Origin of the sequence: Mastigocladopsis repens PCC 10914 (assembly GCF_000315565.1) — a bacterium.
Lineage (GTDB): Bacteria > Cyanobacteriota > Cyanobacteriia > Cyanobacteriales > Nostocaceae > Mastigocladopsis > Mastigocladopsis repens.
The window spans coordinates 1,611,765-1,635,393 of sequence record NZ_JH992901.1; the positions used below are offsets into that span (position 1 = coordinate 1,611,765).

At 43.7% G+C, this 23,629-nt stretch carries 21 protein-coding genes and 1 pseudogene; 9 read left to right on the top strand and 13 right to left on the bottom strand.

Annotation, left to right across the window (positions count from 1 at the left end; translation table 11 throughout):
* Positions 1-224: 224 nt before the first annotated feature.
* The 3 genes from MAS10914_RS0109375 to petB all read right to left on the bottom strand — a co-directional run bounded on the left by MAS10914_RS0109375 (position 225) and on the right by petB (position 2,276).
* Complete coding sequence (locus MAS10914_RS0109375) at positions 225-668, bottom strand: ATP-binding protein (protein ID WP_017315672.1); 444 nt, start codon at positions 666-668, stop codon at positions 225-227.
* Between the two features lie 341 nt (positions 669-1,009).
* The gene (gene petD, locus MAS10914_RS0109380; protein ID WP_017315673.1) at positions 1,010-1,492 is read right to left on the bottom strand and encodes a cytochrome b6-f complex subunit IV; all 483 of its coding nucleotides are present in this window, start codon (positions 1,490-1,492) and stop codon (positions 1,010-1,012) included.
* 136 nt (positions 1,493-1,628) lie between these two features.
* Positions 1,629-2,276: a cytochrome b6 gene (petB, locus tag MAS10914_RS0109385; protein ID WP_017315674.1), complete on the bottom strand. Its 648-nt coding sequence runs from the start codon at positions 2,274-2,276 to the stop codon at positions 1,629-1,631.
* A 414-nt stretch (positions 2,277-2,690) separates the two neighbouring features.
* On the opposite strand from petB, the gene ctpA reads away from it, so the two are divergent.
* Entirely contained in the window at positions 2,691-3,935 is a 1,245-nt protein-coding gene (gene ctpA / locus MAS10914_RS0109390) for a carboxyl-terminal processing protease CtpA (protein ID WP_026082444.1), read from the top strand.
* Between the two features lie 69 nt (positions 3,936-4,004).
* Here ctpA and MAS10914_RS0109395 read toward each other — a convergent pair whose 3' ends face one another.
* On the bottom strand, positions 4,005-4,739 hold the full coding sequence (locus tag MAS10914_RS0109395) for an MBL fold metallo-hydrolase (protein WP_017315676.1): 735 nt from the start codon (positions 4,737-4,739) through the stop codon (positions 4,005-4,007).
* A gap of 196 nt (positions 4,740-4,935) precedes the next feature.
* On the opposite strand from MAS10914_RS0109395, the gene MAS10914_RS0109400 reads away from it, so the two are divergent.
* Complete coding sequence (locus MAS10914_RS0109400) at positions 4,936-6,414, top strand: site-2 protease family protein (RefSeq protein ID WP_017315677.1); 1,479 nt, start codon at positions 4,936-4,938, stop codon at positions 6,412-6,414.
* A gap of 186 nt (positions 6,415-6,600) precedes the next feature.
* On the opposite strand, the gene MAS10914_RS0109405 is transcribed toward MAS10914_RS0109400, so the two are convergent.
* From MAS10914_RS0109405 to MAS10914_RS0109420, 4 genes are all read right to left on the bottom strand, one after another.
* Complete coding sequence (locus tag MAS10914_RS0109405) at positions 6,601-8,163, bottom strand: HlyD family efflux transporter periplasmic adaptor subunit (protein ID WP_232224137.1); 1,563 nt, start codon at positions 8,161-8,163, stop codon at positions 6,601-6,603.
* A gap of 74 nt (positions 8,164-8,237) precedes the next feature.
* Positions 8,238-11,222, bottom strand: coding sequence for a peptidase domain-containing ABC transporter (locus MAS10914_RS0109410; protein ID WP_017315679.1), 2,985 nt, complete (start codon positions 11,220-11,222; stop codon positions 8,238-8,240).
* Between the two features lie 690 nt (positions 11,223-11,912).
* On the bottom strand, positions 11,913-12,476 hold the full coding sequence (locus MAS10914_RS0109415; RefSeq protein ID WP_017315680.1) for a phycobiliprotein lyase: 564 nt from the start codon (positions 12,474-12,476) through the stop codon (positions 11,913-11,915).
* Positions 12,477-12,593: 117 nt separating this feature from the next.
* Entirely contained in the window at positions 12,594-13,268 is a 675-nt protein-coding gene (locus tag MAS10914_RS0109420) for a HEAT repeat domain-containing protein (RefSeq protein ID WP_017315681.1), read from the bottom strand.
* Between the two features lie 313 nt (positions 13,269-13,581).
* Between MAS10914_RS0109420 and MAS10914_RS0109425 the strand changes: the two genes are divergently transcribed.
* Positions 13,582-14,151, top strand: coding sequence for a fasciclin domain-containing protein (locus tag MAS10914_RS0109425; protein WP_017315682.1), 570 nt, complete (start codon positions 13,582-13,584; stop codon positions 14,149-14,151).
* A gap of 172 nt (positions 14,152-14,323) precedes the next feature.
* Here MAS10914_RS0109425 and MAS10914_RS36140 read toward each other — a convergent pair whose 3' ends face one another.
* Together MAS10914_RS36140 and MAS10914_RS0109435 are read right to left on the bottom strand one after the other, a co-directional pair.
* Positions 14,324-14,449 carry a hypothetical protein gene (locus MAS10914_RS36140; RefSeq protein ID WP_017315683.1) on the bottom strand — a complete coding sequence of 42 codons (126 nt, stop codon included), beginning with the start codon at positions 14,447-14,449 and terminating at the stop codon, positions 14,324-14,326.
* Between the two features lie 171 nt (positions 14,450-14,620).
* Positions 14,621-16,081, bottom strand: coding sequence for an MFS transporter (locus MAS10914_RS0109435; RefSeq protein ID WP_017315684.1), 1,461 nt, complete (start codon positions 16,079-16,081; stop codon positions 14,621-14,623).
* Positions 16,082-16,150: 69 nt separating this feature from the next.
* On the opposite strand from MAS10914_RS0109435, the gene MAS10914_RS0109440 reads away from it, so the two are divergent.
* Entirely contained in the window at positions 16,151-16,669 is a 519-nt protein-coding gene (locus MAS10914_RS0109440; RefSeq protein WP_017315685.1) for a phosphoribosyltransferase, read from the top strand.
* 47 nt (positions 16,670-16,716) lie between these two features.
* On the opposite strand, the gene MAS10914_RS0109445 is transcribed toward MAS10914_RS0109440, so the two are convergent.
* From MAS10914_RS0109445 to MAS10914_RS0109455, 3 genes are all read right to left on the bottom strand, one after another.
* On the bottom strand, positions 16,717-18,552 hold the full coding sequence (locus tag MAS10914_RS0109445) for a PAS domain-containing sensor histidine kinase (RefSeq protein WP_017315686.1): 1,836 nt from the start codon (positions 18,550-18,552) through the stop codon (positions 16,717-16,719).
* Between the two features lie 23 nt (positions 18,553-18,575).
* Complete coding sequence (locus MAS10914_RS0109450) at positions 18,576-19,007, bottom strand: arsenate reductase ArsC (protein WP_017315687.1); 432 nt, start codon at positions 19,005-19,007, stop codon at positions 18,576-18,578.
* 189 nt (positions 19,008-19,196) lie between these two features.
* A complete protein-coding gene (locus tag MAS10914_RS0109455; protein ID WP_017315688.1) occupies positions 19,197-20,438 on the bottom strand; it encodes a molybdopterin molybdotransferase MoeA in 1,242 nt (413 codons plus the stop codon).
* A 104-nt stretch (positions 20,439-20,542) separates the two neighbouring features.
* On the opposite strand from MAS10914_RS0109455, the gene MAS10914_RS0109460 reads away from it, so the two are divergent.
* From MAS10914_RS0109460 to MAS10914_RS0109475, 5 genes and pseudogenes are all read left to right on the top strand, one after another.
* Positions 20,543-20,746, top strand: coding sequence for a hypothetical protein (locus MAS10914_RS0109460; RefSeq protein ID WP_017315689.1), 204 nt, complete (start codon positions 20,543-20,545; stop codon positions 20,744-20,746).
* A pseudogene (locus tag MAS10914_RS36620) lies at positions 20,715-20,814 on the top strand (ATP-binding protein); the annotation flags it as partial. The gene MAS10914_RS0109460 and the pseudogene MAS10914_RS36620, both read left to right, overlap by 32 nt.
* Before the next feature lie 39 nt (positions 20,815-20,853).
* The gene (locus MAS10914_RS0109465) at positions 20,854-21,300 is read left to right on the top strand and encodes a response regulator (protein ID WP_017315690.1); all 447 of its coding nucleotides are present in this window, start codon (positions 20,854-20,856) and stop codon (positions 21,298-21,300) included.
* A 9-nt stretch (positions 21,301-21,309) separates the two neighbouring features.
* The gene (locus MAS10914_RS0109470) at positions 21,310-22,869 is read left to right on the top strand and encodes a hybrid sensor histidine kinase/response regulator (RefSeq protein WP_017315691.1); all 1,560 of its coding nucleotides are present in this window, start codon (positions 21,310-21,312) and stop codon (positions 22,867-22,869) included.
* 209 nt (positions 22,870-23,078) lie between these two features.
* A complete protein-coding gene (locus MAS10914_RS0109475) occupies positions 23,079-23,624 on the top strand; it encodes an RDD family protein (RefSeq protein WP_017315692.1) in 546 nt (181 codons plus the stop codon).
* Positions 23,625-23,629 lie beyond the last annotated feature (5 nt).

A 23,629-nucleotide genomic window follows, 5' to 3' on the forward strand; every position in this document is an offset into this window, starting at 1 on the left:
TTTATACAAAGAAATCTTTTAATTTTTCTCAAAAATTTCAGTCACTTCAGTAATTTTTCTGCAAAGTTCGATAGCTCAAAGATAAACTTTCGTATTTAGACTTATATTTGGAAGCAAAGATATGAGTTTACAGGCAAAGTTGGGGAGCATTTTCCTTCGACACTCCCCACTTTCCCAAAGCTTTGAAACACCCTGGATTTGCCCTTGCTTGTTTTTGTTTACCTTTACTGCTGTCCCTGTAAACCATACTTGACGATGAGCAGACAATTCCTTCCATCCGCACCACGTTCGTAGACAACGTGATCAGCCAAGCGCCGCAGGAGAAACCATCCATATCCCCCAACTTGGAGAGTACCTGGCTCTGGCTCTGCGATCGCATCGGGATTAAAAGGTTTTCCATGATCCCAGATTCTAATCTCCAACCGATCAATCCACAAAGAAACATCAATCTCTATGGTTGTTTCCGGTGGCAAAGCATGATGAGCATGACGAACGGCGTTGGTAAAGCCTTCTGCTAATGCTAGATTGAGACGATAGAGTTGGCTTTCTGACCAACCAAGTTGAGGCAAGTGTTGCAGACAAAATTGTTCAAACCATTGTTGCACCTGGTTTAGAAGCTTTAGTTCGCTCCTCACCGTCAGATGGTCTTGCTGCACTATGCTTAGCATTGACCTTGACTTTAATGTAAGTGAGTTTGTACCTTCTGTATATTACAGATTTGAGATTGTGAAATGACATCTGTATACAAAATTGCCATCCAAGATGCAACCCGGATTATTAAAATTGACGCCTGTTGATTTCTCTAGAAAAGCACATCTGTACTTGCCGAGAAACGCACAGGCGTCAAAACGCTTTGGGGTGAGACCAGTACTGCGGGAGGGCTTCCAACGCCAGTTACCTAGGTCAGGCTAACCCCAAGGAGAGAGTTAGTTCCCTATGACGGTAAACTCGCTTATGCCGTACAGGCAGACTGTGGCAACAGTACTGGATCTCCCCTTGGCTGACTAATTTAGAACAGTCCAAAGGTGAAGGACTTATCTATTGGGAAAGTAGCACCAATTCCCAGCCACAGGGTGACAAAAGTTCCAATTAAGAACACTGTAGTTGCTACTGGACGGCGGAAAGGGTTTTGGAACTTATTCACGTTCTCAATAAAGGGAACAAGAATCAGCCCTAGGGGTACGGAACCCATCAATACCACCCCTAAGAGTTTGTTAGGAACTGAACGCAAAATCTGGAAGACAGGATAGAGATACCACTCTGGTAGAATTTCCAGCGGTGTAGCGAAGGGATTCGCTGGTTCCCCGGTCATCGCGGGATCTAAGACAGATAGAGCCACGATACAAGCGAAAGATCCCATGATCACAATTGGGAAGACGTACAGCAGGTCATTCGGCCAAGCTGGTTCGCCGTAGTAGTTGTGACCCATACCTTTTGCCAGTTTGGCTCTTAACTGTGGATCGCTCAGATCAGGTTTTTTCAGTGTTGCCATTTTTAAATGTGCTCTCCTGCTTAAGTTGATTTAAAGCTTTTGTTTAAGCCGTCAGCTAGCGGGCATTAGCTTTTAGCTGAAGAACAGTTCCATCTTGACACTAACGCCTTATACCCGATTGCTTACGACTTTACGATTACAACGGACCGGAAATCCCTTGCTTGCGAATCATCAAGAAGTGCAGCAACATGAAGACAGCAATTAGCCAAGGCAGCACAAAGGTGTGTGCGCTGTAGTAACGAGTCAGCGTAGCTTGACCAACGCTTGAACCGCCGCGCAGCAAGTCAGCTATGAGGGTGCCGACCACGGGAATGGCTTCTGGTACACCGCTTACGATTTTCACAGCCCAGTAGCCAACTTGGTCCCAAGGCAGAGAGTAGCCGGTCACGCCAAAGGAAACGGTAATCACTGCCAAAATGACACCTGTGACCCAAGTCAGTTCGCGGGGCTTTTTGAAGCCACCAGTCAGGTAAACCCGGAAGGTGTGCAAAATCATCATCAGTACCATCATGCTGGCAGACCAGCGGTGGATGGAGCGAATCAGCCAACCGAAGTTAACATCATTCATGATGTGCTGCACGGAGGCATACGCTTCGGTGACGGTTGGTCTGTAGTAGAATGTCATGGCGAATCCAGTCGCAAACTGGATAAGAAAGCACGTCAGAGTAATTCCACCCAAGCAGTAGAAGATATTGACGTGAGGAGGGACGTACTTGCTGGTGACGTCCTCAGCAAGCGCTTGAATCTCCAAGCGCTCCTCAAACCAGTCGTAGACGTTAGCCATACAATCTCAAATTCCTAGAAATAGGTTCGCGGTTGATAAATTTCCCAAGTTCTAAGCGACGGAAGCCGCCGCTTAGACTTCTCCCAAATTATTCAGTTTTGGGATTTTAGCAAAGAAGCATTTGCTCGTTTACTTTTAAGTGGTCAGAGTGTTAATAGTTTAAAAAAAACTTCACACTTTGAAAAGAGGGTATATATTGCGCTCTCCTGGCATCCAAACACGCTTCGGTGGTAGACACAAAGTAGATTTTATCGTTTTGGAAGTGGAATGCGCTTTGCTCTGTTGAGCGAACAACTTGATCAAAGCAATGCACCACTTCTATAAAAAAAGTAACATAGTCGAGAGATAGATTTCATATAAAAGCAAGGAAGCTTGGGCAAACTCTGGCAATTTGGGTTGAAAGTGGAAGTGAAAATGGGGTTCATGCACAAACAAGTTTTTCGGGCGGGATTATCACTGCTATTAGCGTTTTGGGTAGGTTTAGGCAGCTTTTGTCAACCTGCCTTGGCTTTGAGCGAAGAACAAAAGCTGGTATCAGAAGTATGGAGAATTGTTAATCGGACTTATCTAGACGAGACATTTAATCATCAAAACTGGGCGTCGGTGCGGCAAAAGGCTTTGGAAAAGCCATTCAAAGACCAGCAATCGGCTTATTCAGCCATTCAAAGGATGCTTAAGAGCCTTGACGACCCTTTTACCCGTTTTTTAAACCCAGAACAGTACCGCAGTCTGCAGGTAAATACTTCTGGGGAACTCACGGGAGTTGGATTGCAAATCGCTCTCAATTCCGAGACTGGTAAATTGGAAGTTGTGGCTCCCATAGCGGGTTCACCAGCAGAAAAAGCTGGGATTAGACCACGCGATCGCATCGTGAAAATTGAGGGCGTCTCTACAGAAAAACTTACCTTAGACGAAGCAGCAGCCAGGATGCGCGGACCCATAGGTAGTGCTGTCATCTTGTCTATTCAACGAGACACAGAGGACGAATTGGAAATTCAACTGGTGCGCGATCGCATTTCGCTTAACCCAGTTGTTGCCGAATTACGCTCTTCCTCTCAAGGAACATCTATCGGCTACCTGCGCCTCACTCAATTTAATGCCAACGCTCCAATTGAGTTGGCACACGCCATTTCTAGTTTAGAAAAAAAAGGGGCTGATGCCTACATTCTGGATTTGCGAAATAATCCAGGCGGACTGTTGCAAGCAGGAATTGAGATTGCCCGCTTGTGGTTAGAGTCTGGTACCATTGTCTACACTGTGAATCGACAAGGCATTCAAGGGAGCTTTGAAGCATTTGGTTCAGCCATAACTCATGACCCCTTAGTTGTTTTAGTCAATCAAGGAACTGCCAGTGCTAGCGAGATTCTGGCTGGTGCATTGCAGGATAACGGTCGTGCCGTTTTGGTAGGAGAAACCACCTTTGGCAAAGGCTTAATTCAGTCTTTATTTGAATTGTCGGATGGTTCTGGTTTAGCTGTCACCATTGCTAAGTATGAAACACCAAACCACCGCGATATCAATAAACAAGGTATAAAGCCAGACACCATGATTCCCTCTGAACCAATCACGCGCGAACAGATTGGCACTCAAGCAGATGTGCAATATCAAGCAGCCCTGGAACTTTTAGCGAAAAACTCCGTAGTGGCGGGTGCAGCGTGAGAAGAAGGTGGGGAGTTGGGGAGAGTGCTTCAGTTGTTTTCACCCCATCACTCCATCACCCCATATTTCTCAAAAGAGGGGCTGTGATTGTATTAACGCCGTTAAATCCAGAGAGGCGAGGCGGTCATAAGCATTATCTATGACCCGCTTTCCTCGTAGGAAGCCTGTGTTGGCACCAGGGCAAATGTACTGGAGTGTTTCTGGTGTGAAGCGTTCTAGTAGTAACTTGAGACTCTTAATTTGTCGCAGCCAGTGAAAAGTTTTGGCAGTTCGTAGGGGTACAGGTTCACCTTGCTCCTTAGGGATGAGATGGCGTCCAGTAAATAGCACGCCTCCTTGGTCATGGTAGTAAAGGCAAGATGAGCCAGGAGAATGACCAGGTGTCCAAATCAATTGTGCTTTTGAATTTAAGGTAAACTCTATACCAAAGGTAGTTACGGCAAGTCCAGGTAATAAGTAAGCTTCTTGCTCTTGAATCAGAACCTCACAACTAAAGGTTTGCTGAATTTCTGCTGTTTTCCCAATAGCGCCGCGATGAGTGAGAAATAGATAGCGCACGCCTCCATGCGATCGCAGAAAATCGTGATTCATTTGATCCCAAGCCGGACAATCTATCAGGATATTGCCTTCGTTTCCTACAATAAAATAAGCAGTTCCCCCTAATGTGTCCCTATTTGGTGGAAATGCAAAAAGTGTATTTAGCGTGAAGTTTGATTGCAGGATTCCTCCGCTTGGAACTTCGTCACACAAGACTGCCCGTGGTAGCTTGGCTGTAGAACTTGACTCTTGAGGTAAGGGACACATGAGAAAAACTGCGCTCTTATAGAGGAGTTGTAAAAAATCGGTTTACAGTGTTCGACTTGTGAAATGGAAACTAGAAATACCAGTACTGTTGATGGTTGTCATCAAAATCGAATTTTGGGGGCATATGGTTGTGGAAAGTTCTGTAGACCTTCCGACGACAAGCAAGACTTAACATATCAGAACAACTAAAGATAACATGACTTTTTGGTTTCTTCTTCTACTGGGACTATTGACTTATTTCATGGTGCAACGCAGTGTCGCTCACATCACCAGAACGCCTGTTTGGCTGTTGTGGCTAGTATTGATGACACCAGCACTGCTGTGGACGGCTTGGACAGCCATATACGGAGGAAAACATCCTCTACCCCGATCGCTGGTGCTCTTGCCGTTAATTATTTGTCCTCTGTTATACTGGATGTTGTTTCAGTGGGGGCGTCGCTCGCTCAAGAAAACACAGACTGAACTCCAAGCATCTTCAGAATTACAATCGGATATACATCCTACCGCAGAAGCAGTCCCAGTGCGTCCCATTGAGCCTACTGAAGAAACCCAGCTAAGAAATTGTTTTCCCTGGTCTGTATACTACATTCAAAACATTGAGTATCGACCCCAGGCAGTCATTTGTCGAGGGCAGTTAAGAACGACACCAACTAACGCTTACCAACGAATTAAGGCGAATATCGAAGCGCATTTTGGCGATCGCTTCTTAGTTATCTTTCAAGAAGGGTTCAATAGTAAACCTTTCTTTGTGCTTGTTCCCAATACTCAAACGGCAAAAGCTCATCCACAGGAGCAGGAGAAAATTACGCGACCTGGATTAGCATTTATGCTGCTAACAGTGACGCTAGTAACCACTACCTTGGTGGGAGCGAGAATTGCTGGTGTGAATCCTACGACACTGCAAACGACCCCAGCCGAACTTCTCAAAGGATTGCCCTATGCCTTAGCGCTGATAACGATTTTGGGAATCCACGAACTTGGTCACTATTTAACGGCCCGGTACTACAAAATTCGCTCGACGCTCCCTTACTTTATCCCGATGCCTTTCCTTTTGGGAACTTTTGGTGCATTTATTCAAATGCGTAGTCCGATTCCCAACCGCAAAGCTTTATTTGACCTAAGTATCGCCGGACCAATTGCTGGCTTTATAGCAACCTTGCCACTTCTGCTATGGGGTTTAGCTAATTCTGAGATAGTTCCCCAGACTGAAAAAACAGGACTTTTAAACCCAGATGCGCTCAGTCCAAAATATTCAATCTTACTGGCGCTGCTGTCAAAGCTAGCACTGGGAAATCAGCTAACCCCAACATCAGCTATTGATATGCATCCAGTGGCGGTCGCTGGATTTCTGGGACTCATCGTGACAGCATTGAATTTAATGCCAGTAGGACAACTGGATGGAGGTCACATTGTCCATGCAATGTTCGGGCAAAGAACAGCAGTCGTCATTGGTCAAATTTCTCGCCTGTTACTGCTATTACTGTCTTTAGTACAGCCAGAATTTTTACCGTGGGCGATTATCTTATTATTCCTACCATTGATTGATGAGCCAGCTCTCAATGATGTCACCGAACTTGATAATGGACGTGACATCTGGGGGTTGGTAGTCATGGCTTTGTTAGTCATAATTGTGCTACCACTGCCCCAATTGCTCGCTCGCTTGTTACAGGTTTAACAATACAAGGGTAGCCAATCTTTCAAAAATAACCCCCTGTCAGAACGCTTCTGGAAGGCTGTGGCAATTGGAGACGATCTCGAAGGGAATAAGAAAATAAAACTAGAGATAAACACAGATGAAGTATCTGTGTCTATCTGCTCCAAATACTAAATACAGACTTTTGCAAAAAATCTATTCTTAGCGTCATCTTGCAGTCTTCAAGCTATCAATTTGCTTTGTAAACAAATCACTAAAAATGCTCATGACAGTGCGATCGCGTACCTTAATATTGACAGTGACTGACATTCCTGAGCGCAGAGGTAATTCCTGATTCTCGACAAGGAGAGATTGCTGATATAAGCGAATTTTGGCAGGAAAACTGTCGTAAGGACGGCTTTGCTCAGGTGGTAGAGAATCAGAGCCAACCCAATCTAACTTTCCTTTAATATCACCAAACTCACTAAAGGGAAAAGAGTCGATTCTAACATCTACTTTCATGCCCTTTTTCACAAAACCAATGTCTTTATTAGAGATATAAACTTTAGCAGTCAGAGCTTCTTCCGGGACAATTTTGAGAATTGGTTGACTGGAATTAGTAACAGAGCCTGGAGATATGGCTTGCAAATCGAAAACAACTCCATCAGTAGGAGAACGGAGTTCTTGATATTTTAAGTTTAACTGAGCTTGGCTTATTTGAGCATCAAGTTGAGCAATCTGCTTCTCATTTTCTATTATTGCCTTGTTAAACTCACTATTGAGGGTAGCAATCTGTTTGTCGTTGTCAGCAATTTTCGTGAGTAAATCCTTTTTTGCAGTAGCTATCGTATTTTGCAGCTTTTGTTTTGATTGGGCGATCGCAAATTTTAAACGCGCTTGCTCCTCACTCCAGTGTTCCACCTCAGCTTGGCGCTGGATAACTTGCTGTTTTTGCTGAAGGTATTGCAGACGAGAAATTCCTCCTTCTTTGGCAAGTGTCTCAATATTCTTAAGAAGACTCTCACTAACAGTCTTAATTTCTTGAGCGGAGGATAGCTGACTTTGAGCCTGACTTAGCTGCCTTTTTAATTTTTCTGTTTCCAATTCAACATCTGCGACTCGAGAGTTTAATTCAGCTTGGCTAAATTCTAGACGAGCTTCCTCCTCTTGCGCTAACTGAATATTTTGAGATACTCCACCTAACTGAGCGCGATACAATTGATTTTCTGCAAGCACTGCCATTCGGCTTCTGCTGAGAGGAGCTAGTCCTGGTGGTATATTGAGTTGCGATTTGGAGATCTGTGTATTTGATAAAGCATTTTTTGCAATCAGTTGGGCGCGGTAAAATTGAATTTCCTGCCTCAATGTATTGCGAATTTTTTGTAGAGAAAGCAGTTGAGAGCGTGCTGCTGTTGGATCTAGTCTTAAGAGGATATCGCCACGGTGTACTTTTTGCCCTTCCTGAACATAAACAGTTTTAACAACCCCGTTGACTGGCGTTTGTACTTCCTTGACAGAACCTTGGGGTTCTAACTTCCCTTGAGCCGGAATAGCTTCCTCAATTTTGGCTAAATTCGCCCAAATGACCACCAAAGTTGTCATTCCTATCAGTCCCCAAAGAATAGCTCGTGACCATAAAGGTGACTGTCTCAGAACAACAGATGGTGTAAATTCGCTACTTTCAGCAGAAAATTTTATAGGTACTTTGATTTCACTCTCTAGTACTTTTCGAGAAAGTAAAGGCTTTTCCTCAAATTTGATTCCGTTCATTTCACTCATAGCCGTAGTCATTAGTCATTGGATAGTTGATTGTTGGTAGTTGATAGTTGGTAGTTGTCTAACAACTATTAACTGCTAACCACTACTTATAGTTGTTCTTCTTGTTGTTGATAAAGGCAGTAGTAACGCCCTTTTTGCATCATCAGTTCATCGTGAGTTCCCTGTTCCACAACTAACCCTTTTTCTAATAGCAAAATGATATCAGCATTCTTAATTGTACTTAAACGATGGGTAATAAAAAACACTGTCTGCCCCCGAAATGCCGCTGCCAAATTCTGGCAGACTTGCCGTTCAGATTGGTAGTCAAGGGCACTGGTTGCTTCATCGAGAATTAGCAAGCGGGGGTTTTGCAAAACTGTACGAGCGATCGCAATACGCTGGCGCTGTCCTCCAGATAAGGCTGAACCTCTCTCCCCTACTCTGGTGTTGTAGCCGTTGGGCAGAGACATGATAAAGTCATGGGCAGCAGCAATTTCAGCTGCTGCGATAATTTCGTCGGTTGTGGCATCGGGATTTGTCAGCGCAATATTTTCCTGCACAGTACCGTCAAATAAAAGAGAGTCTTGAAGCACCATGCCAATTTGACGGCGCAGAGAATAGAGTTCTATTTTGGCGATGTCGTAGCCATCGACGAGAATTCTGCCAGAATCTAGATCATACAGTCGCGGTAAAAGCTTCATCAAAGTGCTTTTACCAGAACCACTCTGTCCTACAATGCCGACAAATTTTCCACTTGGAAAATCCAGATTAATATTATTCAACTGAAGTGGACCATTGGGTGTGAAGCGAAACGAGACATTTTCATACTTGACAGCGCCTTTAATGAGGGGTAGTGAAATGTTTTTGCGGTCTTCTTCGTCAGCCTCCGATGGAGTATCCAGGATGTCAGCGAGGCGTTCGAGAGACAAAGCCGTTTCTTGGAAGTTCTGCCACAATTGAGTTAATCGTAACAAAGGAGCAGTGACGTAGCCAGCAATAATACGGAAGGCAATGAGTTGCCCTAGGCTGAGTTTTCCTTGTAGGACTAAGTACGCTCCCACCCATAACACAAACAAGGAAGAGACTTGGTTAAGAAAATTGCTGGTGACACTAGCAGCAGTGGAAGTGATCACAGTTTGAAAACCAGCAGCCACATAGTTACTATAGTGTTCTTGCCACTGCCAACGCGATCGCAATTCAATATTTTGCGCTTTCACTGTTTGAATACCTGACAGCGCCTCTACCAAATAAGATTGTGTTTCGGAATAACGTTCAGCTTTGAAACGCAACTGTCGGCGCATGATGGAGGAAAAAAGTATCGTCAGACCAGCAAACAAGGGTACAGTAGCCAAAGCGACAACAGTGAGCAGCCAACTGTAGAACAGCATCACCATGATGTAGATTGCACTAAAAACTGCATCCAAGACCACTGTTAAAGCAGTTCCTGTGAGAAAAGAGCGAATGTTTTCCAGTTCATTGGCGCGAGTTGCTAGCTCCCCTACCGGACGCCGTTCAAAATAGCGCAAGGGTAGACGGAACAGACGATCAATAATTTCTGAGCCTAAAGTCAGGTCAATCCGGTTAGTCGTATCGACAAATAAATAAGTGCGGACACTGGTTAAAAGTCCTTCAAAAACAGCCATGATGAATAGCAAAATCCCCAATACATTCAGGGTTTGAAAGCCGTTTTGAATAATCACTTTGTCAATAATGATCTGGACAACTAAGGGATTAGCTAGACCAAAGACTTGGACAAAAAAGGAAGCAATCAGGACTTCTAGTAGAACTTTGCGGTATTGCAGGAGGGAAGGGAGAAACCAACGTAAACTAAACCGCTGTCTAGGTGTATATTTGGCAAGCTTAAGGAGCAATACCTGACCTTCTTCGCCCCAATTCTCAACAAAATAGTCAGGCTCTTGTTCGACAAGACCAATTTCTGGTACACCCAGCACCAGCTTTTTTTCGCTAATTTCATAAAGGATAGCGAAAGTATCTTGCCAGCGAATCATAGCAGGAACTGGCAGTTTTGTTATTGCTATAGCTGACACATTTATCAGTTGAGTATTTAACCCAATGAGTTCAGCAACAGCACCGCAAAGCTGTAATGAAAGGGTTTGAGTGCGCTCTATCTGATTGGTTAGAACTTGATGAATCACATCCCGGCGAAAGGGCATATTTAAATGCTGACTCAGCATTTGGAAGCAAGCCAAAGTGGCGTTTACAGGACCTCTGCCATGAACATGAGGATAGTTTGGTGAGTGTGATTCACTAGCAGATTCTTTTTCTAGATGGGGAGGATAATCAGGTGCATAAGGTACTTGTTCTAACAAGGGGTTGATCTTCAGTGCATCTCTGGTTGCAGACGCAGACGCAGAAAGGGTTGCTCGTGGCAAACCTACCAAGCGAACATAACCAAAACTCTGTACCTCCAGATAGGTTACGACATCGTCTAGTTGTAAGCGACTTCCCACAGGAAAACCTTTGAGCGTCCCGCCACTGACAAACCAGACCAGTTCAGGGTCTAGCTGCTCCAAAGGTATTCTTTCCTCTAAGAATGTGCAGACAACAGCTTCTTCTAAAACTTTCAGTGTCAATTCTTTGATATCTGTCGCCCCATAGGAAACCAGCACAGCGTCACTATCGGCTCGCGGTTTTAATTCAGCACTCAGTAGTTCAAAAACTTCAACAGCACTACAGCTATTTTCAAAGCAAATAGCAACAGCAGGAGAATTTCTTAAGAGCGCTAAAAAGTCTGTGGCGCTTAGAGTCAGACAAATGGTTTCTGTAGAGGCTATGACTGTTTCGCAAGGAATCCCCCTTAGCAAACTAATCCAACCCAGGATTTCTCCTTTTTTGACTAATTGCAGTGTTTCAGGCATCTGAGTATTAGGGTCGTAACTCAGCAAGCGAGCCTGTCCTTCATAAATAATTGATATTTGAGCAGGCATTTGTTCCCGCACCAAAACGCTTTGACCCATGCGGTAGCGCAATAGCTCAAACTTTGGAATTAATTTTGCCAGTTCTAGCGTCGGCAGCTGATTGAAGGGGAATAATTCAGATATGAATTCTTGTATGGAAGCCCTATAAGTCATGCGATTTTGGATTAGTTACTAGTCCTTATTCATGAGTCAAAAATCAAAGACTTTTGACTTTCACCCCACTACCTTTAATCCCCACTTCATGGCAATGGGAACTCCGAGTTCCCCCCATCTGTCTACCTGGATTAAGAAGGGGGTATGAGCTGATAAGGGCATAATTTTAAACAGTTTGTTCAACGATCGCTAGTACATCAGTTGTTCTAACTGTGCAAAGATAAATTTTTCTAGCCGCATAAGCACACATCAATCTCCCATGTGAATATAACGTCAAAGTTAACTTCGTTGACTGAATGGAAAGTATATGCACCAACATCGAATGGAGCACTTTCAGTAGTGTTCTCCCCTGTTGTGTTACTTGCTTTTCTAGTTGGTATGTGGCAGATTGAAATGACCCTGGCTATTGCTTGGTAGGCACTCCTGCGTGAACTTTCTTTTACTGTGTCAGGAATGAAAACTCTTTCTCTATCTTAGGTGTGATTTCATGCAGATTGTACCGTACAAGTACTGCTCATTCCGCAAAGATTCAGATCAGTGTCAGTGCTTTTACTGTGAACTAAAATATTCTTCAAGCAGATGCTATATCAAAAGTTTCTATTAAAACTTTACCAATTTTATAGCCCCCGCTAGCGGAGGCTATTTCAATCACAACTAGGACTATCGTAAAGTATTTGTCAGCCAGCAAAACTAACTTGATGCTGAACTAGTCGCTTCAGAAGCTTGCTCTGTAGGCTTTCCACCCATGCGAATTTCAGAAGTGAAGGAAGCCATACTAAAGCCACCGAAACGCTTCAGGACACCCACCCGCATTCGCAAATTAGGACTGGCAAACCATAGCCGCTCCTCAGACCACATAGTTTCATACTCTGTTGTTAGAGTCAATGCGTCATCACTGCCCATCTTATAGCGTCCGGCGACTGGAGCCTTCTCGGCATAACCCATTTCCCGCAGCAACTTGCCTTCATGGGGATTACCTTCGTCTGGAACAGTCACCAACACTGTAGAACCGCTATGTTTTTCTTCATCCCATTCCATCGTACCGTTCCAGGTGACTCTGGCACCACACGAAGCGCGGCTTGGGTCAACTTCATGTTGTTGACAAAGTTTGACAACATCTGGATGATCAGCAGCCAGCATCTCTATGATGATGTCTGATTTGCCGTCTTCTGATTGCTTAAAAGCCAAATGGTGACTGGTACGATGGGAAAACCATTTACCAGCGCTCATTTGAAAAAACTCTTCAATATTCATGAACGAAATGACCTTTCTTCAAAATCCTTTTTATCTCACTTATTCCAAGGTAGCAGGAGGCAGGTAGGAGGGATGAAGAAGATGAGGAAGATGAGGCAGTTATCTCCCTCCTCTCCCCTAATTGCTAGCCTCCTCTAATCGTTTGAGGGAAATTCTCGCCGCTTCAGAAACGTGATGATGGCTATCTTTTTCCAGGTACTTCAAAGCCGAAATACTCTTAGGAGTAGGGAGATTGCCCAAGGCTTCTGCAAGACGCTGGCGCACTAACCAATCATCTGCTTGGGCAAAGCGCAGAATTTGATCTACTGACTCGATATCTTTGATTTCTCCTATTGCTGCGATCGCGGCTTGTTGTATGACGACTTCTTCGCTATCTAATGCACTAATCAGTACCTCACGGGCACGGGGGTCTTTAAGATTACCTAGGGAAACTGCCGCGCTAAAGCGCACCAGCCAATCAGTATCTTCATAAAATGATCGCACTAGTGGTTCAAAAGCTCTGATATCACCTAAGTATCCCAAAGCACCAGCAGCATCAGCCCGAATGCCATAATCCGGGTCGGTTTCCAGTGTTCGCACCAAAATTGAGTAACATTCTGCTGTTTGCTTGATTCCCAAGGCAAAAATTGCCATTGATCTCAGTTGGAGGGATTCGTCATCTAAGACTTTTTTAATCAAAGGGACTGCGTCCTCTGCGGGAACATTCCTTAAGGAAGCAAGGGCTACCATGCGATCGCGCAAATTTGAACTTTCTAACTGTGTGGAAATTTCTTGTATGCTTGGGGCTGCCATTTAGTTTAAAGTGCTTTTTCTATTTATGTTTCTATTAAGTATCATTACAAATTCTCAGACAAATGAGCGAAATACAGTGGTGAGTATATCCGTACCGAGTTGATTCAGACAGACAACTACAGGGAGCATCCCTTCGCCAAAAATACCCGGCGATATAGTAGGGTGGACATTGCAATGCCCGCCCTAGTGTAAATCTTTAGCCCAGATTAGCTTTTGGGCTTCTCCTTAAATTTTCTTAAAAAAGTCGGAAACAATTTGTAATAAAAGTAGTCTTGTCTTTACATAAGAGTTCTTTAAGTTACGGCTAACACCCATGAGTACCGAACAATCTCAACGCTTTTTTAGTAAAACACTCAGTATTGCAATTGCTACAGCTAGTGTTTTGATCAGCGTTCCAACTTTTGCTGGATCTCACCCAGCTGCAACAAGCAAGCCTGCCACATCGGTTACTCAAGCAACGAGTGCAGGTACAATCGTAGATGTTGCCAGCGCCAATAGTTCTTTCAAGACTCTGGTAACAGCTTTGAAGGCAGCAGATCTTGTAGAAACACTGTCTGGTAATGGTCCATTTACTGTATTTGCCCCTACGGATGCTGCATTCGCATCTCTACCAAAGGGAACCTTGGAAAAACTGCTTAAGCCGGAAAACAAGGTAACCTTGCAAAAGATTTTGACCTACCATGTTGTGCCTGGTTCAATTGATTCCAAAACCATCAAATCAGGTCAAGTGAAGACAGTTCAAGGTAGCCCAGTTAACGTTAAGGTTAATCGGGGAAGTGTCATGGTAGATAAGGCAAAAGTCACCAAAGCAGATATCAAAGCTACTAATGGCGTGATTCACGTGATTGATAAAGTGATTCTTCCTGCTGGACTGAAACTGTAGTGTCTTGAAAAGAATAGACAGGGCAATGCATCTACATCTCGGCTATATGTTCACTCCTGAAAACTCCCCTGCGCCCTTTAATAAAGATGGGCAAGGGGAATCTATTTGATAATGACTCAAACATGGTTTGTGTTGCAAAAACTTCCCATGCTTAAAACTTGATACCAATTCTTTATGAAGCTGCGCTAAATAAAGCTTCAAGAATGAAGTCGTAAGAAGTGAGAGAAGCTATCACCTCAGGTGTAATAGTTTCCAAAACCTCAGCTAACTTTTGACGTAGTGCTTGCCTGTGTGGCATGTTTAAGGGCTTTTTCCAATTCTTCTTGGCTCTGTTGTATCTCGAGTTGCAATCTAAGACCCATAACGCTTTTACCAAATGCTCCCACCTCCTCTTATTTTGGCGCATCTTCATACAGAATTGGTATTAGCGGGACTTGTTCGCAATTAACCACTAACTATTAATAATCAACTAAAAATCTCTATTCTCTACTTTATTCTGACGTTCCTTAAGTTGCAGTAACACTTGTGCATGCATCTCGCGGGTCAGTGGGTAAAAATACGTTAAAACTAAGCCACAAATCAGAAAAATGGTAGGTAAAGGACCAGTAGCAATGCGGATGGCAAACAGTGCTGAGTCTGGTTGTACGGGTAGCGCACTTTGTCCTGAAACGGCTTCTTTAAAACCAGACGCTTCCAATGCCATTCCTACTACAAACAGCCCAAACGCTAAACCGAACTTTTGCAGCAACACCATGAAGCCATAAAAAATCCCTTCGCGGCGTTGTCCGGTTTGGAGTTCATCGAGTTCAATCACATCTGGCATCATTGACCAAGGAACAAGATAAGCTGTGGAAACACCAAAACCTGCCATGACTGCCAAAACGTACATTAAGCCTATTTGACCGGGCTGTAAGAAAAAGAGTCCTATTTGTGCAATAAGCCATAAGCTCATTCCCGTAAAATAAACAGCTTTTTTCCCCACTCTCTTACTCAAAGCACTCCAAACAAATAGCATTAAAAGGGCAGTTCCCTGCACCCCAATGAGTACTGTCGGTACGTCTGATTCTTTGAGGCGCATCCAATTAACTGCGAAATAGGGAATGATACTTGCTGTCACCTGCACAGCTAACCAGGAAAAAAGATAGATACCGATCACAAACAAAAAAGGTCGGTTGCTGAAAACGATTTTTAGCTGTTCCCTGATAGGTATAGGTGCGCTTTCCTCTGTTTGAGTGCGTTTTCCTTCAAAAGCCATGATGCGATCGCGTGTTCCCCAAACGCACCAATATAATCCCAACACTGAAATCACACCACAAATAGCTGCAAGTACTAGATACTGCTGCTGGCGATCGGCAATGTTCTCAAAAATGACTTTCGCTAACAGCAGCGACACAATACTACCACCAATAGAAAAAGCAAAGCGAAAGCTGTTCAGGCTTGTGCGTTCGTCGTAGTCCTGAGTAAGTTCAGGAGTCATTGCTGTGTATGGTAAATTGACAACAGTGTAAAAGACCTGAGATATGACCCCAATTGCCACGTAATACCAAAACACCCCCCAAAAGTTGACACTCGCGTTACTACTAAATCGCGGTACAATCCACTGTAGGAAGAAGAAAACCCCAAAGGGAATCGCGCCATAAAACAGCCAAGGAAGGCGACGCCCCCAACGAGATTTTGTTTTGTCTGTTAGTACCCCCACAAATGGGTCGTTCACGGCATCCCAAATCTTGCCAATGAGTAATATAATTCCAGCTAAACCCGCTGGAATACCAGCGACATTAGTAAAGAAAACTAGCAGAAAAAATATGGATATATTCGCAGTAATCGCTGGTCCTAAATCGCCTGCACCAAAAGCCAATTTTGTTTTTAAGTCTAGTTTTTCACTTTCAGATGTCTGTTGGGGATAGGTATCAGGGTCAGAATTGTTCATAATACTTTGCACTCATACTAAAATCAAACTATTTGCTATCCATTATTTAGTAATAAATCTAAGTACCTTATGCCAGACCTTTACGTTTCTTGGTCAGATTATCACCAAAAAATTGAAAAACTGGCTGCTCAAATTTATCAATCTGGGTGGGAATTCAACCAAATTGTTTGCCTTGCCAGAGGAGGACTAAGAGTGGGAGATATCCTCTCACGTATTTATAAGCAACCTTTGGCGATTTTGGCAACATCATCATACAGTGGTTCCGGCAAGCAAGAAAGAGGAGAGTTAACATTTTCCCATCACTTAACGATGACCACTGAAAATCTTGGTTCGCATATTCTTTTGGTGGATGATTTAGTAGACTCTGGAGTCACACTCAAGCAAACTATACCTTGGCTCCAACAATACACTGAGTCGCCAATAGAGGAAATTCGTACTGCTGTCATCTGGTATAAAGCCTGTTCAGTGATAGCACCTGATTACTACGTCGATTACTTACCTGACAACCCTTGGATACACCAACCATTTGAACCCTACGAATTGATGAACCCTGCAGATCTTGTGGCAAAGGTGAGTCAGTTGTGCTAGCGGGGAGTGAGGAGTTTGGAGAGGGGTCAAATCAGCATACATCGAACTCACGTTAATTGATGACTCGACGCCGACACTTTCTTTGTCCGCCGCAGCGGAATCACAATCGCAAATTCTGTACCTTTGCCTAAAGTAGAGTAACATTCCAGTTTGCCTTGATGCTTTTCAACAACAATTTGGTAACTAATAGACAAACCTAACCCTGTGCCTTTGCCAATCGGTTTAGTGGTGAAGAAGGGATCAAACAGGCGAGTTTTGACTGCCTCGCTAATACCAGGACCATTGTCTATAATCCGGATAACCATCTCGGATACAGGGTTTTGGGTGCGGGGTTTTGGGTCGTATACTTCTCTACTTTCCATTTCCCCCACTCCCTCTCTGATTTCCGTGCGGATGGTGATTATGCTGGGATGATCTTTGATGTCTTGAGGCGATCGCTTCGAGTCACGTTCTTCCAAGGCATCAATGGCATTAACAATAATGTTCATCAACACCTGGTTGAGTTGTCCCGGGTAGCACTCCACTAGGGGTAGGTTGCCGTATTCTTTAATGACTTGAATTTCTCTATACTCAAGTTTACCTTTGAGGCGGTTTTGCAGAATCATCAGGGTGCTGTCAATACCATCATGGATATCAACCTGTTTAACTTCGGCTTTATCTAAATGGGAGAAAGTACGTAGGGACAGGACAATTTCAGCAATACGTTCAGCACCGATTTTCATAGAAGATAACAACTTGGGTAAGTCTTCCATAATGAAATCGAGATCGGCAGCCTTAATTTCTGCTTGTAGTGCAGGAATGGGATTGGGGTAGTGCTGCTGATAGCATTGCAGTATATGCAGCAGGTTTTGGGTATATTCAGTGGCGGGGGTGAGGTTACCGTAGATGAAACTAATCGGGTTATTGATTTCGTGCGCGACTCCTGCTACAAGTTGCCCTAGACTAGACATTTTCTCACTTTGAATCAGTTGAGTTTGAGCTTTCTGCAATTGCTGCAAAGCTTGTTCTAATTTTTCCTTTTCTTGACTCAACGCAACAGTGCGTTGCTGCACTCGTATTTCCAGTTTCTCATTGGCTGTTTCTAATGCTTTGAGGGCTTCTTGTAAAGAGAGTTCAGCCTGTTTGCGCTCGTTAATCTCAATGAGAAAACCAAGTAACTGCGTGACTTTGCCCTGATTTCGCACAACAGTCACCATATCTTTCACCCAAACCCATTGTCCATCAGCACTCAACAATCGATACTCAACTATGTAATCGTCTTCCTCCTGTAAAGTGCCTTGGTGATGGTCAAGAACCTGCGGCAAATCTTCTGGGTGAACGTGCTTGTGCCAAAAGTTTGGTTCATACCACTGCTGTTGGTCATAACCGAATAAATGAACGACCTGTGGTCCTACATAGGTGAACTGGTGAGTCACAGCCTGAGCTTCCCAAGGTACTAATTTGACACTCTCTACCAGTCGCTTCAGCCGCTGCCGAGTTTGCTCTAAATCTTGTTCTGTAAACTTGCGTAAGGTGATGTCAGTTGCCAGTACAGTGTATCGAGTGGCTATCCCTTCCTCATCATAGATGGGCTGCCCATCTATTAACAGCCAGCACTCACTCTGGTTACGTGACACGCACGAAAGTTCAAACTTAAAGCTCTCTCCTTTGAGCAGTTGTTCACGGATATAAGCTTGTTGAGTATCGACTTGAGAGTTAGATGCAAGTACAGAAAAAAATTTTTGTCCAATGAGCTGCTCAATTGCGAAATCCGTGCGTTCAGCAAATGCTTGATTGACCCACTCAAGGCGCCCAGCTCTATCCGTCAACGCCATTAATAAATCTGTGCGATCAGCCAAGGCAGTAAACATGGTCATAGGCAGACTGAGTGAGTTAGTTTGCATACCCCTAACTCCTGTAACAAGAATTAGAGTGCATCGCGTCTCCCGGCTATATACGCCAAAAATAACTGAGCTATATCATCACGAATCTTACGGAAGACTTGCAGCTTTTCTGTTTCTGTTCCTGTGGCTTGGGCTGGATCAGGGAAATTAAAGTGATGACGCTTAATAGTTGCGGGCAAACTAGGGCAACTTTGGTCAGCATTATCACATACAGTGATGACTGTATCAATTTTTTGGTCGAGAAACTGGTTGATGTGCTTGCAAGAGTTTTTGGAAATGTCTATCCCTATCTCTCCCATAACCTTAACAGCCAAAGGATGCACTTCCACAGCCGGGTTCATTCCTGCACTCTCCACTGTCAGTAAATCACCAGCTAACTCCTTGAGCAATCCTTCAGCCATTTGGCTGCGACAGGAATTACCAGTACACAGGATTAACAGAAGTGGTTTTTGCATTTTACTATAAATGTATTGCTATAAATTTTAGATACCTAAAAAACAATTATCTCCAGTAACAATACGCAGATTCATTTTAAAGATCTTACGGTTAACAAATTGTTTGTAGTAAGGATTTTAGTCCTTGCTTTCAAAGAACAAGAGAACTCTTGTACTCACTACAGATTTATATTGCTATCAAAACAGCCTCTAAGCTCCTACTTGTAATACTTGCACCTCTTCTCCTTGACAAATCAGTGTCTTACCTATTGGTAGAATAGCTAAGGCGTTGGTTTGAGCTAAATTAATTAAGTTGCCAGCATTTTGAAGACCACCTGCTGACTGAAATTCGTAAACTCCATGTTTTAAGCGCAACTGGCCCCAAATGTAAGTTTCGCGTTTACCATCTGATCGCAACTCATGACACGCCAGCGCTTTCACAAACACTGGTTGCCAACCTTTAGCAAGCCCTGAAAGTTTTTTAATGGCTGGTTGTACAAATCGCCAAAACGTGACTAAAGCAGAAACAGGGTTTCCTGGCAAACCAAAGTACAAAACTGGACGTGCATCGTTGTCAAATGTGGCAACTGTCATGGGTTTACCAGGTTTGAGCGCAACGGCACGAATATGAATTTTACCTCCCAGCGACTCTATAATTTGCTCAACATAGTCATAATCTCCCACAGAGACACCACCTGAAGAGACAACGACATCAGCTTGAGCTATAGCATCGGCGATCGCTTTCTTTAGCGCCTCTGGTTCATCCTTCACAATTCCTAACATTAAGGGTTCCCCAGCACTTTGCCTAACCAAAGCCAAGAGTGCATATTGATTTGAATCCACAATTTGTCCTGGTTGCAACGGTTTATCAGGTGTGACCAGTTCATTACCAGTAGACAAAATAGCGACACGAGGGCGACGAAAAACCCTCAATTGGGTACACTGCACTGCAGCTAATACAGCAATTTTTGGAGCATCCAACAAAGTCCCTGCTGGTAGTAATTTTGTCTCGGCTCGATAGTAACATCCCCGATGTCTGACAAATTCTTGTGGTTTTGGGGCTGCAAGGATAATGACACGGTTTTCTTCCCTGCGTGTTCTTTCTTGCATGACAACCGTATCTGCACCCGTAGGCATCACCGCACCTGTCAATATCCGTGCTGCTTGCCCTGGTTGAATTGTAGATTTAGGTTGAACCCCAGCAGGAATTTCCTCAACAATTTCTAAAACCGCTGGCTTTTCCTCGCTACAACCTTGCACATCTTCGTATCGCACTGCGTAGCCATCCATCGCTGAGTTGTCCCAGTGAGGAAAATCCAGTTGACTAGTGACGGGAGATGCCAGAATGCGAGCGATCGCCGTTAGCAAATCAACAAATTCTGTATCCTGTGGAGTCTTCAGGGGTTGCACCAAATCTAAAATAATTGCTTCTGCATCGCTGACTGACAGCATGGTATCGCCTCTGAACTTTGTAACGTTCTTTATCGTTAGTATTGGCTACTCGTTAAGTTTTAGTCTACTACCAAGACTGTCTGGACTCGCCAGCACGGCAATACATGAGTTACATTGTGGAAGGAGCAACGTGGATGCAGCAATTAGTTGGCAACTTGCTGGTTAATCACCGCGTTGGTTCTAGCGTCATCGGCTTTGCTCCCACTGACTGCAATGCTATACTGCGGCACGTAGTCAGCAATTTGCAGATGGAGATGACACAAAGTCATGCCACTTCCTGGTACTGGTATTGGTCTGGCTATTTGTAAAAAAATTGTCCAGCACCACGGTGGATAAATCTGGAGCAGGAACAACATTTTACTTTACCATTCCCTAAACTGCAAGAGCCATCACTTGACAAGTCTGACAAATACATATGGATGACAGCCAGACCTTACAACCAATTGAAATTTTGTTAGTAGAAGACTCATACAGCGATGCTCACCTCACCATCAAAGGCTTGACTCAAGCCAAGATTACTAACAACATAAACTGGGTAGAGGATGGCGAAACGGCTATCGAGTATTTGACTCGTCAAGGTGAGTATGCCACGGCTACACGTCCAGACCTGATCTTACTTGATCTCAATCTACCTGGTATGGATGGTCGGGAAGTGCTGACAGAAATAAAATTAGACCCTGATCTCAGACGAATTCCAGTGGTTGTTCTCACCACGAGCATGGATGAACAGGATATATTGAGGTCTTATGACCTGAATGCCAATTGCTACGTTACTAAGCCAATTGATATTCATCAGTTTATTCACATCGTACAGTTGATTAATGATTTTTGGCTAGCAGCAGTTAAGTTACCACCAAAATAAATTGATTTTATGAACACGGCATCAATTAGTATTCTATTAGTAGAAGATTCTCCCAGCGATGCCAAGTTGCTGCAGCAAACACTTTGGCACTTGGGTGGGGAAAGATGGCAGGTGTTACAATTCGAGCGGCTGAGTGACGCTGTTGATGCATGTAGCAAAAGCACTTTTGACGTAGTTTTGTTAGACCTTTCTCTCCCAGATTCCGAGGGATTAAACACTATAGCAGAATTTCACGCCGCAGTACCAAATATCCCAATTGTGGTGTTAACGGGGTTTGACGATGAAGACATTGCCTTACAAGCAGTAGCAAAAAAGGCACAGGATTATCTGGTTAAGGGACAAATCACACCCAACTTACTTATGCGTACTATTCGCTACGCTATGGAACGGGGACAAATTGTTAAACAGCTGCGAGAAAGTGAACGTCGCTTGCGGGGGATTTTTGAACAAACATTCCAATCAATGGTATTGCTCACTCCAGAGGGAATTGTTCTAGAAATTAACCAAACTGCCCTTAACTTGTGCGATAGTCAACAACAAGATTGTGTTGGTAAACCGTTGTGGGAACTCAAAAACTGGAGTCACTCTTCGGGAAATCAGGAGTGGTTCAAAACTGTGATTGCCAAGGCGGCTGATGGTGAATTTGTCCGCCAGGAATTGCAGGTGTGTGGCGCAAATGATGTGATCGTGTGGATTGATTTTTCCCTCAAACCTTTAAAAGATGAAACAGGAAAAGTGGTGCTGCTAATCGTCGAAGGTCGGGATATGAGCGATCGCAAACGTGCTGAAGCAGAAGTTGTCAAGGCGTGGGAACAGGAACGGGAACTCAACGAGATGAAATCTAGCTTTGTTTCAATGGTTTCTCACGAGTTCCGCAATCCGATGACTGTGATTCGGACGGCAGTAGAACTACTCGAATTATACAACCAGCAGTTGACTGAGCAGCAAAAAAGTAAATACTTTGGCAAGATTCAAACTGCCATTCGTCATATGCTGCAATTATTAGATGAAGTCTTATTTTTGGGCAGAAGTGATGTAGGTAAACTACAATGTGAACCTACACTGCTAAATTTAGAAAATTTCTGTAGCGAACTCACACAAAGTTTGCAACTGAGTGCTAATAGTAAACACGAAATTATCTTTAGCTTTCAAGGTGAACAGACCTCAGTTGAAGTAGACGAAAACCTGTTACGTTTCATTTTGACTAACTTACTTTCTAATGCCATCAAGTATTCTCCTCAAGGCGGTACAATTCGATTTGACGTTATCTGTGAGGATGATACAGCAACTTTCCAAATCCAAGATTTTGGGATTGGTATCCCATTGAAAGACCAACAACGTTTGTTTGAAACCTTCCACCGCGCTACCAATGTGGGTAGTATTCCAGGAACAGGACTAGGGCTGTCGATAGTTAAAAAGTGTGTTGATTTACATCAAGGTCAGATTCAGTTAGAAAGCCAAGTGGGAGTCGGCACAACATTTACCATCAAACTCCCATTGAATAATCATGGCATATTACCGTCTTTGGAACTTGTTGGAAGTTATTGGGATTCGCAGAAACTAGCGTAATCGCAGTACTGAAGCCTTGAATTTTAAGTTGTGAATACATTCGTGTTCAAGTCCTTTGAAGAATGGAAAACAAAAAATGACACCTCTAGAACTTGGCAATCCGTACTTAGGGCTGTTTTAGTGACACGAATACTTGGTTTTGGAACTGTTGGTTAACCCCTTAACATTGAGGTAGACGGAAAAACAAAACCAACCCCCAAACTCTATATATGTCTATTGAACAAGTTCCCCCCAAACACTATCCCAAGGTAGAGTTTGGGCGAAGAGGTCTGGCATTAGGGATTGATTTCCTTTGTGTATGGATAGTGAGTTCGTTATTGGGAAGTTCTCAACTCGGTGTGCAAATTGTTCAAATACTAGTCTTTGCTATTGGTTGGGGCATTTTGCGGATCATTGTGCCTTACAACAATCAGGGGCAGAGTTTAGGGCGTTATGCTTTTGATATAAAGGTGCTGGAACTCGAACGCGGTAAAATTCCTGATATGCAATCTCTTTTGAAGCGAGAAGGGATAGTTGGGCTGAGTGCGCTTCTAGTTTCTGTTGCTCTAAGTAATATCCTACGCAATCCCACTGCTATACTGCTATTGATTCCCTTGGCAATTGACTGTGGTGCAGCTTTATCTGATACCCAGCAGCGGCAAGCTTTGCATGACCGTTACGCCAAGACTATGGTCGTTTCGTCCCATCGTGGCTATTCGCTGGACATAAAAGTTAAGCGATTAGTTGAAAAAGGGCGACGTAATATGAGACAATAGATATT